Annotated in this window: 14 protein-coding genes; 7 read left to right on the top strand and 7 right to left on the bottom strand. The window is 70.3% G+C overall.

Going from position 1 to position 12087, the window contains the following annotated elements:
- The first annotated feature begins 586 nt into the window (after positions 1-586).
- The 3 genes from ADK36_RS04975 (at position 587) to ADK36_RS50905 (ending at position 3878) form a co-directional block, all read left to right on the top strand.
- Complete coding sequence (locus tag ADK36_RS04975) at positions 587-2515, top strand: SWIM zinc finger family protein (RefSeq protein WP_425315453.1); 1929 nt, start codon at positions 587-589, stop codon at positions 2513-2515.
- A gap of 96 nt (positions 2516-2611) precedes the next feature.
- The gene (locus ADK36_RS04980; RefSeq protein WP_053196505.1) at positions 2612-3661 is read left to right on the top strand and encodes a hypothetical protein; all 1050 of its coding nucleotides are present in this window, start codon (positions 2612-2614) and stop codon (positions 3659-3661) included.
- An 85-nt stretch (positions 3662-3746) separates the two neighbouring features.
- Positions 3747-3878, top strand: coding sequence for a hypothetical protein (locus ADK36_RS50905; RefSeq protein WP_267887388.1), 132 nt, complete (start codon positions 3747-3749; stop codon positions 3876-3878).
- A gap of 539 nt (positions 3879-4417) precedes the next feature.
- Here the strand turns inward: ADK36_RS50905 and ADK36_RS49405 are convergent.
- The 3 genes from ADK36_RS49405 to ADK36_RS04990 form a co-directional block, all read right to left on the bottom strand.
- Positions 4418-4573 (bottom strand): DUF6131 family protein, encoded by a 156-nt coding sequence (locus ADK36_RS49405; RefSeq protein ID WP_199830112.1) that lies wholly within the window; start codon positions 4571-4573, stop codon positions 4418-4420.
- Between the two features lie 122 nt (positions 4574-4695).
- A complete protein-coding gene (locus ADK36_RS04985) occupies positions 4696-5169 on the bottom strand; it encodes a hypothetical protein (RefSeq protein ID WP_048587343.1) in 474 nt (157 codons plus the stop codon).
- 75 nt (positions 5170-5244) lie between these two features.
- Positions 5245-5802, bottom strand: a complete 558-nt coding sequence (locus ADK36_RS04990) for a hypothetical protein (protein WP_048587344.1) — start codon at positions 5800-5802, stop codon at positions 5245-5247.
- Positions 5803-6555: 753 nt separating this feature from the next.
- Here ADK36_RS04990 and ADK36_RS04995 point away from each other — a divergent pair.
- A complete protein-coding gene (locus tag ADK36_RS04995; protein WP_048587352.1) occupies positions 6556-6765 on the top strand; it encodes a class IIb bacteriocin, lactobin A/cerein 7B family in 210 nt (69 codons plus the stop codon).
- Between the two features lie 457 nt (positions 6766-7222).
- On the opposite strand, the gene ADK36_RS05000 is transcribed toward ADK36_RS04995, so the two are convergent.
- Both ADK36_RS05000 and ADK36_RS05005 read right to left on the bottom strand, forming a co-directional pair.
- Positions 7223-8074 (bottom strand): MBL fold metallo-hydrolase, encoded by an 852-nt coding sequence (locus tag ADK36_RS05000; protein ID WP_234329675.1) that lies wholly within the window; start codon positions 8072-8074, stop codon positions 7223-7225.
- A gap of 130 nt (positions 8075-8204) precedes the next feature.
- Positions 8205-8678: a cupin domain-containing protein gene (locus ADK36_RS05005; protein WP_048587346.1), complete on the bottom strand. Its 474-nt coding sequence runs from the start codon at positions 8676-8678 to the stop codon at positions 8205-8207.
- A gap of 224 nt (positions 8679-8902) precedes the next feature.
- Here ADK36_RS05005 and ADK36_RS48685 point away from each other — a divergent pair, with 224 nt between their 5' ends.
- Both ADK36_RS48685 and ADK36_RS05015 read left to right on the top strand, forming a co-directional pair.
- Positions 8903-9295, top strand: a complete 393-nt coding sequence (locus ADK36_RS48685) for a nuclear transport factor 2 family protein (protein ID WP_048587347.1) — start codon at positions 8903-8905, stop codon at positions 9293-9295.
- Between the two features lie 12 nt (positions 9296-9307).
- On the top strand, positions 9308-9544 hold the full coding sequence (locus tag ADK36_RS05015; protein ID WP_053196507.1) for a hypothetical protein: 237 nt from the start codon (positions 9308-9310) through the stop codon (positions 9542-9544).
- Positions 9545-9646: 102 nt separating this feature from the next.
- Here the strand turns inward: ADK36_RS05015 and ADK36_RS05020 are convergent, their stop codons facing one another.
- A complete protein-coding gene (locus ADK36_RS05020) occupies positions 9647-10477 on the bottom strand; it encodes a DUF2182 domain-containing protein (RefSeq protein ID WP_048587349.1) in 831 nt (276 codons plus the stop codon).
- A 361-nt stretch (positions 10478-10838) separates the two neighbouring features.
- Here ADK36_RS05020 and ADK36_RS05025 point away from each other — a divergent pair, with 361 nt between their 5' ends.
- Positions 10839-11495, top strand: coding sequence for a DUF1326 domain-containing protein (locus tag ADK36_RS05025; RefSeq protein ID WP_048587350.1), 657 nt, complete (start codon positions 10839-10841; stop codon positions 11493-11495).
- Between the two features lie 183 nt (positions 11496-11678).
- On the opposite strand, the gene ADK36_RS05030 is transcribed toward ADK36_RS05025, so the two are convergent.
- A partial coding sequence (locus tag ADK36_RS05030) for a DNA-directed RNA polymerase subunit alpha C-terminal domain-containing protein (RefSeq protein ID WP_048587353.1) occupies positions 11679-12087 on the bottom strand: 409 nt, incomplete at its 5' end.

The following is a 12087-nucleotide window of genomic DNA, read 5'->3' on the forward strand; positions in this document are numbered from 1 at the left end:
GGGGGTGCCCGGCCCGGACGCAGGGCTGGGTTCCGTGCCGGGCGGGAACACGGGGCTGGGTTCTGTGCGGGGCAGGGACGCGGGGCGTGGTTCGGCCTCGGGGCGTTCGGCGGATCGTGGCTCGGTGACTCCGGGATACGTGGAGCAGGGCTCGGGGTCCGCGGTGCCCCCGGGGCGAGATGCGGCGCAGGGGACGTCTGCCGGCGCGGAGTCGGCCGCGGACGAGCGTGCCCGCCCCGGAGCCCGGCCGGGTGATGCGGCCCGTGCCGCGCTGCGGCGGGCGGTCGCCGCCAGGCGGGGCGGGGGCGGGGACGAGGGCGCCGGGGGAGAGGCGAGGTCCGCGTCGTCCGATGCCGCTTCCGGTGGGTCGCTGGCGGGGACGTCGCGCGGTGCTGCAGAGGAGGAGGGGGCGCACTCCGCGAGTACTTCTCCTGGGGTACGGCGCGCGTCGGCGAACGCCTCGGGCGTTTCTGACAATGAGCGGGCTGTGTCGGCGGGTTCCGCCGAGGCAGGGCACGCGTCAACCGAACCCTCCGGCGGGGGCCGGGAATTGTCCGACGATGGCTCGGCCCGGGATCGGGCTGATGTGGCGGACGCCTCCGCCGAAGGCCAGGACGCCTCGGACGCCCCCGCCGACCACCAGCACGAGTCGGCCGGTGGCCGAAGCGAGGCGCGCTCCGCGGCCACACCCCACACCCCCGGCGCCGACGCGGACCGCTCAGCCGCAGAAGCGGGATCCGCCCCGGAGGCGACCGACCCCCGGCCCGCCCGACCAGGAGCACGTCCCGCGGATGCCGCCCGTGAAGCGTTGCGCGCCGCCCTGGGGGAGAGGCGACGGGCGGCCCAGACGGATCAAGCCGACCAGGGAGTCGAGGGAGTCGACGTCACACGGCGGTCGCGGCGACCGGCACGGACCGGTTCCGAGAGCAGCGGTTCCGACCGGCCGCGAGCTCGTGACCTACGGGCCCTGCTCGCCGGCGCCTTCCAGATGCCGTCCTCGGACTCGCCCCACGGTGTTGACGCGACCGTGCCCGATCCGGCCGCCGCACCACAACGGAACCTGCCCACGAGCCCCGCCTCGGCGGTCCGCTCCGGCAGCGCTTCCTCCCTCGAGCCCTCCGCGGCCCCCGAGTTCCCCGCGCCCCCCGAGTTCCCTGAGCCACCCACGCCCTCCGATCCCGCCGCACCCCCGGCACGCTCCACAGCCGCCACCCCGTCGGGCCCCGGCGCCCCCGCGGCACCGCAGGTCCCCCGCTCCATGGCCGCCCCGGGCCGGGACGGTGAACTCCGCCGTACCTTCCCCGCCTTCGCGCCCCGCCCGTCGGACGACGCCGGCTTCGCCGAGACCTGGTGGGGCAACGCCTGGGTGACCGCCCTGGAAGAGGGCGCGCTCGACACCAAGCGGCTTGCCCGCGGGCGCGGTTACGCGCAGGAGGGGCACGTCGATGCCATCACCGTGACGCCGGGGCTGGTGCTGGCGTATGTGCGGGGGAGCCGTCCGCGGCCGTACCGAGTTCAGGTGCGGCTGCGGACGCTGGACGACGCCGACTGGGACCGGTTCCTGGACGCCGTCGCCGAGCGGCCGGACCACATCGCGGCGCTGCTGGACAAGGAGATGCCTCAGGCCCTCGCCGAGTGCGGGGTGCCCTTGTTGCCCGGCCCCGGCGACCTCGACCCCCGTTGCAGCTGCCCCGACCGCGGCCACCCCTGCAAGCACGCCGCCGCGCTCTGCTACCAGACGGCACGTCTGCTGGACGCCGACCCCTTCGTCCTGCTCCTGCTGCGCGGCCGGGGCGAACGCGGGCTGCTCGACGCGCTGTCCCGCCGCAATGCCGCCCGCGCCGCGCAGGAACAGGGACCGGCGCCTGTGGCGGGCGTACGGGCCGCCGAAGCCCTCGCACCAGGGCGCCGACTGCCCGCCCTCCCCGCACCGTTGCCCGTGCCCCCGCATCCCGAGCAGCCGCCCGTCTATCCGGCGGCCCCCGGCGGCCCGGACCCCTTCGCGCTGGACCAACTGGCGACCGACGCGGCCGCCCGCGCGCACGCCCTCCTCAGCGCCGGCCGGGACCCGGTGGCCGAACTGACCCTGTGGCAGGACGCGGTCCGGCTCGCCGCCGCCCGCCCCGGTTCCGGCCTCACCGCCGGTACCCGCGCCCTGTACGCCTCCCTCTCCTCCGCCGCCGACCGCACCCCGGCCGAGCTGGCCCGCGCGGTCGCCGCCTGGCGCCAGGGCGGTCTCGAAGGGCTCGCAGTCCTCGAAGAACCCTGGGACCCCCCGGCCGGCCGCTTCGACCGGGCCCGCCCCCTCCTCCTGGCGGCCGACCTCCCCGCCTTCCGTCCCTGGCGCAACCGGCTCACCCATCCCCGCGGCCATGTCCAACTCCGCCTCGGCCGCGACGGCCTCTGGTACCCGTACGAATCGGAACCGGGCCACGACGACTGGTGGCCGCGCGGCACCCCCGACCTCGACCCGGTCGGCGCCCTCACCGGTCTCGGGGTCGCGCCGGAGGACTGAGGGTGGCCGCCCCCCGCCCCTCAGGAGCCACTACACTGCCGCGATGTCGCCGGGCGGCACACGACAACTGGCGGGAAACGAACGGTGGGAGAGGCCATGGCAACGGGGGGATGGGGTCCTGGACCCGGCGCGGGGCAACCCGGCGGCAACGGACCGAGCGGCCAGGGCTGGGGCGCCCCTTACGGACCGACGCCCAACGACCCCAACGGGCCGAACAATCCATACGGTCCCAACAGCGGCGGCCACCCTTACGGTCCCCCCGCACCGAACCCGTACCCGAACCAGAACCCCTATCCGCACCCGCAGGCGCACCCATACCCATACCCATACCCACACCCCTACGGCCCGCCGCCCGCGGCCCCGGCCCGCGCCCAGCGCCGCAGCGGCTGCCTCTGGTACGTCTCGCCGTTCTACTGGGCCGTCGCCGTCATCCGCTCCGCACATCGCGTCGCCACCAAGCTCTTCGTGCACCAGAGCGGCGACCGGATCCTGGACCGCACAGTGGACCGCGTCCAGGTGGCCCGCACGGTGCTCGGCGCGCTGGCGACCATCGGGCTGATCCTCGTCTACGGCGTGGAGAAGGACCGCTGGAACAGCGCGGCTGAGACGAGCTTCGCCAACGCGATCGTCACGCCGTTCCTGCTGATCTGCACCGGCCCGTTGGTCATCCTCGGGTTCATCTACTACGCGCCCCCGCACCTGCGACCGCAGCTGCGCTCGCGCCTGCGCTTCCCGCTCAAGGCGGTCGGCTGGTATCTGCTGGCACTCGCCGTCATCGCCGCGATCATTTACGCCGTGGGCGCCAGCGGGATCATGGAGAGCCAGAACCGTTGGGTGGTGCTGCCGGTCGCGTTCGTCACCCTGGCCGCCATCTTCTGGGGCCTGCCCTTCCTGTTCCTGGCGTCGCTGTACTCCGCCCGCAGCGCCTTCAACACCGCCCACGTCCACCCGATGCTGCCGCCGATCGTCACCGGTGTACTGGTCTGGGTGCTCGCGATCTTCAACCTGATCAGCGAAGGCATGCCGCAGGGCCCGCCGGTGGCCCAGTTCTGCTCACTGCTGGGCGGACCGCTGTCGGTGACCGCGGTCTCGGCGTGGGAGATGTGGCGGCTGCGCACCCGGTTCGGGGTCACCGTCCGGGGCTGAGACCCCTGCACTCCAGTACCGCTTCGACGGCCCGGAAGATGCCCCCGTCCGCATCCTCCGCACCCGTCGGTATTCGCTCGGGCTGATGCCGTGTTCTTTCCGCTCCGGTGGCCTCGCGTCCCTGAGCGACGGCGTCCAGCGCGCCCTCGGGCGGGCCCCGAGGGACCTCGCCGGCTACGCCAAGACCGCTGCCGCGCAGGGCGCCTGGTCCGCGTAACGTTCTTCCGGCATCTGACGCCTACCCGACCTTTCCGGGCAGGGGAACTCCGTAAGCGGACCTCCCCTGCCCGGATTTCTATGTCAGCGAACTCGGTGGAATCGACGGGCTCCCCGACGTCGGTGCCGACCTGTCTGGAGACACCATGGGCCGCGACACCGACCTGCTGGGCATGGGCCCGGCGGTCTGACGGCGCAACCACGACGTTCACGTGCTGGGTTCACGTCCTCCAGCCCGGCGTGAGCAGTCCTCCGAGGCACTGTACGAGGACGACCTCGTCGAGTACGACGTGGCCCAGAGCCCAAGGGCCCAAGGGTCCCCAGGCGGTAGACGTCGCGAAGCTCTAGTCGACGCAAGGTGGACCACTGCCCGGCAACTCTGGCCACGGTTGCCTACGTGGCCAGGGTTGCCACATCGCTCTGTTCAGCGGCTCGCAGTGTTGCGATCACCGGGCAGGCACCTCGGGCGGGCCGACGACACCCACGGTGTGCCGGGCGCTGCGGTGTCTGAGGAGCACGCTCCTGCGCCCCGGTCGGGGACTACCAGTAGTGCCGCCTGCCACCGACGGCGCGGCCGACGGAGCCGAGGAGGAACAGAACCGCGCCGATGACGAGCAGGATGATCCCGATCGTCCACAGGATGCCGATCCCCGCGACGAGACCGATGACGAGCAGGATGATACCGAGAATGATCATGATGGCCTCCTGGGTCCCCACTGTGACGTGCGGCTTTTTGCCACTCATTCCGCCGCCCGGCTCTTGCTCTCACCGCCGCAGGAGCTGGCGTCGCTCCGCCTGCGGGCGCCTGAGCCGGTTGCTCAAGTGGTCAGCAGACGGTTGAAGAACGACCGGTACTGGCGCAGGGCCGTGCGGAGATCTTCCGTGTTCACCTCCTCGCCCTGGTTCCACTGTTCCTCCAGGTTCTTCTTGTGGTCGGCGAACGTCGCGGCCAGTGTCTGCATGACGTCCGCGACGAGTGCGTCAGCCTTGTGCACGGCTCCACGCGGGTCGTCGACGAACTCCTTCTGAATGGTCTCCCAGCGTCCACGGAAGCTTTCCTCGTCCTCCGTCCCGAGGAGCTGGGGCGGCTCTTCCTCCGCCGGAGTGGCGGCCTTCTCGGCAGGGGCTGCGGCTTCGCCGCCACCCGCAGCCGCGGTGGCCTCGCCGGGGAAGGCGGGGGTCTCGGGGCGGGCTCCGGTGTCTTCACCCAGGTCCCGGTTACTGCTGGGCTGGGCGATGTCTTCGGTGGACAGATCGCCCTGGTCCGGTTCTGGTACGTATTCGCGTCGCATCTTCACTCCGTACGCCTCGACTGCCCCAGGCCGGGGGCCTGCGGTGGCGGCCGGGCGGGTCATGTGTGAAGCGGGTCAGGTCCGGGCGTGACGGGCCTGACCGCCGTTGGAGAGCAGCTCGTCAAACAGGGCGCGGTAGTGCACCATGGCGCCCCGCAGCTGCTCGGTGGTCGCTTCGTGTTTCATGCTGAGCTGGTTGACGTCGTGAGCGGCGCGGTAGTGCTCCAGGGTGCGGCCGTGCTCGACTGAGAGGTCCTTGAGCCTCTGCTCCAGGCCCTCGGTCGGATAGCCGCGCTCGCGCATCAGGGACGTCACCAGAATGTCCGCGTCCTGCACGGCATCCTCCGGGCGGTCCACGAATTCGCCCTGCACGTTTTCCCAGTCCCGGGTGTACCGGTCCCGGACGCTCCCGGGCAGCGGCCTGATTTCCAGCGCGTCGTGGCGCTTCTCGCGTGCACTCAGATCACGCTCGGCCTTGAGCCGGCCTCCGGCATCTTCGACCGTACGTTCGTATTCCGGGCCAAAACGCTCGCGTAGGTGTCGGCGGCGCCGGACGAGAACGACTCCCGCGGCAAGCACCACCAGCACCACCGCGACGGGGATGATGATCGCTAGGAGGGCCCCAGTTGACATCGCTCCGACCCCCTCACATGCGCCTGTTTTGCAATATTTACTCTAGTTTATCCGTCGTTCTCCAGGGAGGCGGCGCTTTCCGGCGCCGGGAGCGGGGCATCGGGGACACATGGGGGCCAACCTGCCGTCCTGGTTCCTGCTCGGCAGCGGCTTCCGCCCTGCCGTCCGCCGCCGGCGCCTGCTCCACCCCGGCAGGCGGCGAGCGTTCCAGCGCAGCAAGACGGCTGATCGCAAGACGAGTCGGCTGTCGGCCCCGCAGCCGCAGGGCGCGTCGTTGCGCTCGTCGTACGCCGTCCTGAGCGGGGCATGGGTCTGCCGCCGATCGACAGCGGTCAGTGTCCGCGGTGGATTGCAAGTCCGGTTTCAGCGAATCTGCACATCGAATGCGTAACTGCGTCACGTGCGCGAGGGATCGGCGCAGGCGCCTGCCGTATGAGGCTCTGTTCGTGCGGAGTGTCCCGTTCGAAAGTGTGGTCGCACCACTGGGCGGGTCCGGGTACCGCGGCGTTTGTGGAGATGCTGTCCCCAAACCGTATGCGGGGCTGCACGGATGCGTCGCCTTGTCGTTCAACTTTCTGGATGCGTACTTCGGTTGATTGGTTGCTCGGCGAACTCCGTGCTTTGATCCTCTGCACCGCGGGAGCAGCGCAAAGTCCCAGGACGGTGTGTCGCACACCTGCGGCCGAGGCCCGCTCTCTGTCCCCAGCGGGGCCGCCCCCCTTGTGGATCCTCCATATGAAGGGAAGTTTCATCATGAACTCCGCTCACCAGGTCGAGACCGTTGAGATGTCCGACGCCGAGCTCGCCAACGTCTCCGGCGGCCTGAACCCGCAGGCCGGCCTCGTCGTCGGCCCCACCGCGGTCGGCAGCGAGGATGTCCTGGCCCAGCTCGATGCCGTCAAGAACGAGGTCCTGGGCTTCGCCGGCCAGTGCAACCACGTCGGCGTCAGCGCCTCCCTCTGACCTACAGCCCGACCGCCGGTCGGTGATTCCCTTCCAACCGGACGGTGTGGTTGGGGAGTTGCCGGAAGCAGGCGGTAAGGCAAGGTGAAGCTCCCGGCGGCAACGGGCTCTTGATCGAGATCACCCGTCTCTGCCGGGAGCTTCGCGTGCGTGGTCACCTGTCGGCAGCGGGCGGTGGCCGCCGCCCGGGACACGCCGGGCGCGGACCCGGCGCCGGGACGACATTCGGCCGTTGCCACCGCGGCGGGTGCCGCGCGCTGTCCCCGGAATCGGTGCGGACGCGCCCGGGGGGCCGACACTGCAGGTCATCGACCCGTACGGCAACATCCTGAGATTCACGCAGCCGCCATCCGCACAGTGGCCAACCCGGCAGACACGATCCTTGAGACGACCCCTCCACGGAGCGACGGCAGCTAGATCATGATCTAGGGCTGGAGAACCGGGGCCACGGCCACGGTCATGTCCCCGACGGTCGCGGTTGTTCCGGTGGTACCGAGCTCTCGGCGGCCGCCATCCACTGGTCCAGGTCGGCCTGGGTGAACTCGGCCCACGGGGGGATCTCGGGGAGCTGGCGGAGGAGGTCGTAGGCCTCGGAGATCTTGGGGCCGCGGAGGATGGGGGAGTGGCAGCCGGCGATGACCTCGGCGTTCAGGCGTTGGAAGTAGTCCACGACCGTCCGGAACTTCTGGGTGTCCAGCAACGCGACCCAGGGAGAGACCAGCCGTCCGCCGAAGAGTTGGCCGTCGCGGAATTCGTCCGCGGACATCGCCGCTACGTCCGGCATCGGGGTGGGTACGTTCGTGGCGAAGGTGTCGACGGCCCACAGGACGTCGGTCTTCGGGTCGAAGAGGGCGCGGGTTGTGGGGTTGTCGTACAGGGGTGGTCGTTTGGCGACCAGGGTGCGGTCGCCCGCGTCGATCGTGTCGCCGTCGGTCATGAAGCGGCACCGGTTGATGGGGGTCTCCCACTCCTCGGCCATGCGGCCGATGGAGAACCATGTCGTCAGCAGGGTCGCGTTCGGGCATTCGGCGAGGACCGCCAGGAGGTTGCCGGCGTGGTCGCGGTCGTCGTGGGTGAGGAAGATCCAGCGTACGTCCAGGGGATCCACGACGGACCAGGCCGCCTCCAGCCACTGGGAGCGCACTGCGGGCGCCCCGGTGTCCACGAGGACCGGTTCGGCGCCCCGGATCACCATCGAGTTCATCGGGAAGTGGCCGACCGGCGGGGCTTCGAGGGCCCACGGGATGACGAACGTCTCCTCGGCGATCTTGTACGGCTGCAGAAGGTTGAACGTTTCCATGGTTGGCATCGCTGCTCTCCCTAGGACGGAGGCGTCGCAGCATCCATGAATCCAGTGCAGCCCCGTGGCGGGCCATCGTCAAACGCAGAACGTTCAGGCCCGGCTCAGCCCGCATGATCGCGGCTTTCTGCCAACGTGCTCAGGCTTCGGGCATCGGCTGCATCTGGATTCCGTGCCGTGCGGCGATCTCGATGATGCGGTCGATGTCCGGCGGGGTGTCCGACCGGGGCGGCAGCTCGCGTCGCTGGGCGGGTTCGCCTGCCTCGGCGAAGAACTTGTCGACGTCGCCCGGCGTGTAGGTGACCAGGAGTCGTACGGTGCTGGTGGGCTCGAACCGCTCCAGGGTGCCCTCGGGGATGTGGAAGAAGGATCCAGGGCCGCCTTCGACCGTCTCGCCGTCGATGTGATAGCGGAGCGTTCCCTCGATGACGTAGACGCTCTCGGTGCCGGGGTGAGTGTGGGGCGGTGGGCCCATCCCCTCCGGAATGGTCATCTCCATGACGGTCATGGCGCCGTTGGTCTCGTCGCTCGACGCCTTGACCTCGTACAGGCCGTTCAGCATCCAGAATGCCTTGCCTTCACCGCTGTGACGCGCATGGGCGTTGTTCACCATGGGGCACCGCTCCTTCCTCCCTCGGTGCCCCCATCTGTCCCCGCCGCAGAGCCGGCAGAAGGCCGCCATCCGGGTGCGCGTGCCGGTGGAGGCAGGGTGGCGTCACTGTGGCCGCGCCGCGTGATTGTGTGCCGCTCGGCATCGCTCGGCCAGATGGCCCAGCGATGCCGAGCCATGGTGCGTCGCGCGACGTACGGTCCGTTGGGGGCCCCACGGAGGCACTGATGACCGATCACCCGAACATCGCTTTGTTCCGGCGCGTCATGGCCGCTTTCGCGGCAGGCGACATGAATGCGCTGGCGGAGGCCTTTCACCCCGAGGTGGTGTGGCATATCGGCGGCAGGAACCCGCTGGCGGGAGAGTATCGAGGGCGTGAGGACACGTTCGCGGTGTTCGGGCGGGAGTTCCAGCTGACAGGCGGCACATATCGGCCGCAGCTCCACGATGTCCTCGCCAACGACGACCACACAGTCGCGCTGCTGCACGTCACCGCGTCACGTGCAGGCAAGGAACTCGATATGGACTACGCCATCGTCTTCCACATCAGCGACGACAAGATCACCGAAGGTTGGGTGCTGACGGCCGACCCGCAGGCGTACGACGAGTTCTGGTCGTAGGCGCCGACGGCTGTGCCGGGCCGGCAACGGGCACGAGGCGGCGCCTTCGGCGAGCTCTCGCAGTTCTTCGGCGAGAACCTGGGCGTGGAGCGGGCGAGTATCTCCCTCACGGACGGGGAGACGCCCCGGCTCGGCGTCGACGGGAGGACACAGGCGTCCGGCCTGACCTTCGAGCCTGCGTACGGCGAGGTGTCCGAGTACGCGTTCTCCAGCGAACAACCCGAGGGAGCGCCCACCGGGCGCGGGTAGAGGTGCAGTGCGCCGTCTCGTCGCACCAGGCCGGCACGGACGGTGTTGTCCCTGATCAGCTCCAGCTGCCGAGAAGTACCTGGTGGGACGACCGACAACTGGTCAGAGCGCCGCACCCGGCATTCGGTCCATCGACGGACCCGACACCTGTAGACCCGGCAGCAGCCAGTCCTGGAACGGGGCCAGCACGGCCAGCACGAACAGGGCAACGCCCACCGCCCAGCTGAGCCAGGGACCGCCCCGCCACAGCTTCTCCAGAAAGATCACCGCCGCCAGTCCCGCCATCGCCGCCACATTCATCACGCCGAGCGGGATCAGGACGATCATCAGCCCCCAGCAGCAGCCGACGCAGTAGAGCCCGTGGTGCGCCCCCACCCGCAGATCCTTCGCCCACGGCCGGAACCGCGCGTACCGCAGCAGCTGGAACATCGGGCTGCGGCAGTGCCGCAGGCACACCCGCTTCAGCGGCCCGAACTGCTGAACTCCCGCGAGCAGGAAGGCGCCCGCACCGATCCAGCGCCCCGCTTCGGGGTGATCGTCGACCAGGTGGCCGGTCGCCGCCAGGGCCCCGTACACGAGCAGCCCGAACCCGGACCAGGCCAGCAGATAGCCGCCGACGAATTCCGTGAGGCGCAGCGCACGGACGCGGCCCGCGGTGCCGCGGTTGATCGCCTGTACCCAGGTGAGCGCCACGGGTGCCAGCGACGGCAGCATCATCGCCACCATCATGATCACCCACAGGAGGAGGAAGAGCGGAAACGCCAGGCCCATGGTGCCCGGCTCCATCCCCATGTCGCGGGACTGCGCGGCCGTGAGCACCCACGCCAGAGCGGCGATCAGGGTCAGCAGGGACCAGCCGAGGGCAAGATCACGTCTCGGTAGCAGGACCCCCGGCCGGGTGGGCTCCGGTGGGGCGAGCCGGAGATGCGGCATGGCATGCCTCCCAAGGATGCCCGCCGCTCCGGTGACCGCGGTGAGCACTCCGAAGACATCTCCAGCAGAGCACAGAACCGCAGGCTTCAACAGTTCGCATGGCGGGTCGTCATGGGGTCGCCATCCGGCGCGGTCGCCGACGCACCGGGTAGGCCCGCACTGCCGTGGACATGAGGTTCCCGAGTGACCTTGGGGGCGGCGACTGCTGCACGGCAGTGTGCTGTGACGTCACGGTTGCGATACGTGTGGGTGTGACGGTCCCGCTCAGCCCCTACCGCTTCCGAAGGGCACTTCGCTTTGGCGTCGGCGAGGCGCACCCTGGAAGTGACGCCACTCCGTGTACTGGGAGAGGAGGCGCGAGATGGCTGAGCAGACCGCCAGCAGCCCGCCCTGGCGCGTGGTCGGCGACTGGTTCGACACCTGCAAGTGCGCCATACCGTGCCCGTGTACATTCGCCCAGCCCCCGTCCGAGGGCGATTGCGAGGGCGTGATGGCCTGGCACATACGCGAGGGACGGTTCGGGGACGTCCGGCTCGACGATCTGAACGTCGTGATGCTCGCGTCCTTCACCGGCAACGTGTGGCTCGGCGAGCACACGGACCCGTATGCCGCCGTCTTCGTCGACGAGCGCGCCGACGACCAGCAGCGAGCCGCACTCGGCGCGATCTTCGGTGGGGAGGCCGGCGGCTGGCCGCAGCAGTTCGTCGAGGTCTTCGGACCCGAGATGCGCGGCATGGACGTCGCTCCGATCACCGTCGAAGTCGACGAGGGACTGGGGTCGTGGCGCGCCGAGATCCCCGGCCGGGTGACTGCTCGTGCCGAGGCCCTCACCGGTCCCACCACGCCTGAGGGGGCGCGGGTCCAGGTCCACAACGCCCCCGGTGCCGAGGTCGGCCCGGGGCAGGTTGCCACCTGGGGCCGGTCCACCACCGACCAGGCGGACGCCTTCGGCTTCAGCTGGAGCCGAAGCGGCAAGTCCAGCAAGTACTTCCCCTTCGACTGGAGCGGCCCCGACTGATGTGCGATCAGTCATCTGGGCCCGCCCTGCCACAGCTTTTCGAGGAAGACCACCCGGGCCGGACCCGCCATCGCCGCCATATGCGTCTCGCACGCGGCGCGAGAATGGCGCGGTGAGCAGGACCGGCCGAGGCGTCTGAACGAAGTCCGACCAAGGTGCTCCGTGACTGCCGTAGCGCAGCCTTCAGTACTGCTCGGTCTCCACGTAACCCATGTCCCCGTTGTCGTCCGCGCCGAGGGCGGCGGCGGTCGGGTCGAATCCGGGCGGGCTGTCCTTGAGGCCCAGGCCCATGCCGGCGAGCTTCGCCTTGACCTCGTCGATCGACTTCGCACCGAAGTTGCGGATGTCGAGGAGGTCGGCCTCGGAGCGGGCCAGGAGCTCACCCACCGAGTGGACGCCCTCACGCTTGAGGCAGTTGTACGAGCGGACCGTGAGCTCCAGCTCCTCGATCGGCAGCGCGAGGTCGGCGGCGAGCGCGGCGTCCGTGGGGGAGGGGCCCATGTCGATGCCCTCGGCGTCGATGTTCAGCTCACGGGCGAGACCGAACAGCTCGACCAGCGTCTTACCGGCCGACGCCATGGCGTCACGCGGA

This window comes from Streptomyces viridochromogenes (assembly GCF_001270495.1).
Taxonomy (GTDB): domain Bacteria; phylum Actinomycetota; class Actinomycetes; order Streptomycetales; family Streptomycetaceae; genus Streptomyces; species Streptomyces viridochromogenes_A.

Coding starts and splice junctions, on each gene's coding strand:
- ADK36_RS05005 (WP_048587346.1), bottom strand. CDS start 8,678: ATGGTGAACAACGCCCATGCGCGTCACAGCGGTGAAGGCAAGGCATTC.
- ADK36_RS04985 (WP_048587343.1), bottom strand. CDS start 5,169: ATGCGACGCGAATACGTACCAGAACCGGACCAGGGCGATCTGTCCACC.
- ADK36_RS50905 (WP_267887388.1), top strand. CDS start 3,747: ATGCCGTGTTCTTTCCGCTCCGGTGGCCTCGCGTCCCTGAGCGACGGC.
- ADK36_RS04990 (WP_048587344.1), bottom strand. CDS start 5,802: ATGTCAACTGGGGCCCTCCTAGCGATCATCATCCCCGTCGCGGTGGTG.
- ADK36_RS05025 (WP_048587350.1), top strand. CDS start 10,839: ATGGCTGAGCAGACCGCCAGCAGCCCGCCCTGGCGCGTGGTCGGCGAC.
- ADK36_RS04980 (WP_053196505.1), top strand. CDS start 2,612: ATGGCAACGGGGGGATGGGGTCCTGGACCCGGCGCGGGGCAACCCGGC.
- ADK36_RS05020 (WP_048587349.1), bottom strand. CDS start 10,477: ATGCCGCATCTCCGGCTCGCCCCACCGGAGCCCACCCGGCCGGGGGTC.
- ADK36_RS04995 (WP_048587352.1), top strand. CDS start 6,556: ATGAACTCCGCTCACCAGGTCGAGACCGTTGAGATGTCCGACGCCGAG.
- ADK36_RS05000 (WP_234329675.1), bottom strand. CDS start 8,074: ATGCCAACCATGGAAACGTTCAACCTTCTGCAGCCGTACAAGATCGCC.
- ADK36_RS48685 (WP_048587347.1), top strand. CDS start 8,903: ATGACCGATCACCCGAACATCGCTTTGTTCCGGCGCGTCATGGCCGCT.
- ADK36_RS49405 (WP_199830112.1), bottom strand. CDS start 4,573: ATGATCATTCTCGGTATCATCCTGCTCGTCATCGGTCTCGTCGCGGGG.